At 65.1% G+C, this 2,265-nt stretch carries 3 protein-coding genes; all 3 read right to left on the bottom strand.

From position 1 onward, the window contains the following. On the bottom strand, nucleotides 1–786 hold a 786-nt coding region (locus tag Q0L57_RS13020; protein ID WP_296743220.1), incomplete at its 3' end, for an extracellular solute-binding protein. Nucleotides 787–826: 40 nt separating this feature from the next. Beyond that, the gene (locus tag Q0L57_RS13015) at nucleotides 827–1,801 is read right to left on the bottom strand and encodes a PfkB family carbohydrate kinase (RefSeq protein ID WP_296743219.1); all 975 of its coding nucleotides are present in this window, start codon (nucleotides 1,799–1,801) and stop codon (nucleotides 827–829) included. Next, nucleotides 1,798–2,265 (bottom strand): ADP-ribosylglycohydrolase family protein (locus tag Q0L57_RS13010; RefSeq protein ID WP_296743218.1); only part of this gene is annotated, 468 nt, incomplete at its 5' end. The genes Q0L57_RS13010 and Q0L57_RS13015, both read right to left, overlap by 4 nt.

Raw genomic sequence — 2,265 nt, 5'->3', positions numbered from 1 at the left:
GGCGTCGAGCCAGGCGACGGCGCCTTCCTGCGGAACGACCAGCGAGACCGGCAGCTTGAAATGCGTCTTGGCGCGGTCGGCCGAGCCGCTCCAGTAGGTGCCGATGTCGATCTGGTTGGACGCGACCATCTGGTTCCAGTCGTTCTCCGAGCTCCAGAAGGTCTTGATCTGCGGCATCAGCGAGGTGAGCTTCGCCTTGACCGCATCCATATCCTTGATGTCGTTGATGTTCTGGCCGCTGGCGATAGCGCCGAACTGCACTGCCTCGACGGCGTCGTCGCGGATGATGACGCGGCCCTTGTGCGCCGGATCCCACATCTCGGCGATGCTCGTCGGCGGCTTGTCGAAGGATTTTTCGTTGATCGCCAGCGCGGTCAGGCCCCACACCCACGGCACGCCATAGACCTTGCCGTCATGGTTGAGCATCGGCGAGCCGGCCTTGTCCTTGGCTATGTCGGCATAGTTGGAGAGCTTCGACACATCGATCGGCTGGATCAGCTTGCCGGCCATCGCCTGGTCGTTGAAGGCGGCATTGATCATGACGACGTCATAGAGGCCAGGATTGGTCCTGATCTTCGTCAGCATCTCCTGTTCGGAGTTGAAGAAGTCGTTGACCACCTTGAAGCCGGTCGCCTTCTCGAAATTGGCGACTGCCCACGGCTCGTCGGCGCCGTAGCCTTTCCAGTTGAGCACATGCACTTCCTCGGCTGCTTGTGCTGCCAGCGTGAATGCTGAAACGATGACGGCGGTCGCCGTCAAAAAAGCGGTCAGTCTGGGCATGCGCATGTTTGTTTTCCTCTCATTGTTTGCCCGATTGACGGGCTTGTTAAGTTGCAGTCGCTTCCTCCTGGCCATGCGTGATCGTCCCTTGATCGGCATGGCTCAGGAATTCCTGGATTTCGTTGTCGGTCGGCGCCGAGGACCCGCCCTGTCGGGTAACGGAAAGCGCCGCGGCGGCATTGGCGTAGCGTGCCGCCTCGCAGGGTGGCATGCCGCGCGCCAGCCCGCTGACGAAGGCGCCTATGTGGGTGTCGCCCGCGCCGTTGGTATCGACGGGCGTGACCTTGAAGCCGGGAATCGTCCGCGTTCCGCTATTAGCCAGCCGAACCAGACAGCCGCCTGCGCCGGCGCGGATGACCGCGCCTTCGGCCCTGGGGCAATGCTCGGCGAGCAATCGGATAGCGACTGTCTGGGCATCCCCCGCGCCGGCTATTTCGGCCGCCTCGTTCGTGTTGCAGCTCAACCACGTGGTGCGCGCGAGCACCCTGTCCAGGATCGGCCGGGGGATCTCTCCGATAACCGGCGTCGGATCGAACACGAAGGGGATCGCCGCCGGCAGCGCCTCGATCCAGCCAGTGAGCACGTCGCGGCTGCCGGGGTAGCTCAGCGTATAGCCGGAGGTGAAAACCCAATCCCCAGCCTCGACCTTGACGGCCGCCATCATGTCGGGATCGAGCACGCTCTCGGCGCCCGGCCATGAGACGAAGGTGCGCTCCGCGTCGCTGCTGATCATCGCCACGGAATTGCCGCTGTCCATCAGGCGTGACGGCGGCGTCAGCGTCTCGATGCCCTCGCTTTCGAAAGCAGCCCGCAGGAAATCGCCGTCGTGCCCGGTGCCCAGCTGACCGCCGAACGCCACCTTCATTCCGGTGCGGCTGGCCGCGACCATCATGTTGAAGCCGCCGCCGGCGACCCGTGCATAGCTCGACGCCGTCTTCTCCGTGCCCGGCGCCGGCAGGGCGTCGATGCGGTAGACATAATCGACCACTGCGCTTCCGACATGGACGAGACGACCGCTCATGCCGCCCTTTCCTTGGCCGAACCGGCTTTCGCCGTCCGCGCCGCGACAAGCTCGTTGGCAAGCGTGCGGACCTCCGCGAGGTCGATCCCCTTCAGCCTTGCAATGCGATCCTGCGGCAGAACCGACAGCCCTGCGCAGGCGCCGGCCATGCCGGCGGCGATGGCGCCGATCGTGTCGGTGTCGCCACCGAGATTGGCGGCAATGACCGCCGCTCGCCACGCATCGCCTTGCGCCACCTCAAGCACGGCGAAGGCAGCTGGAACGGATTCCTGGCTTGCGACGCCGGTGCCGACCAGATCAACGATCAGCTTGATGGCGTCTTTCTCGGCCTTACCCCGCACGAGTTCCCGTGCCCAGCCGATCCGCGCCGCGATATCGCCGCCGGTAACCCAATGCCCAAGCGGCGCACCAAGCCGCGCCGCCGCGATGGCGTGCTCCGAGGCGGCGCGCCAGTCGCTGCCGGC

Origin of the sequence: Mesorhizobium sp. (genome assembly GCF_024509055.1) — a bacterium.
Taxonomy (GTDB): Bacteria; Pseudomonadota; Alphaproteobacteria; order Rhizobiales; family Rhizobiaceae; genus Mesorhizobium.
The sequence above is the reverse complement of the archived record's forward strand: the minus strand, read 5'-3'. Positions and strand labels throughout refer to the sequence as shown.

Bases quoted from the DNA above. Each gene is read 5' to 3' on its own strand.
- Q0L57_RS13015 (WP_296743219.1), bottom strand. From the start codon at position 1,801: ATGAGCGGTCGTCTCGTCCATGTCGGAAGCGCAGTGGTCGATTATGTC.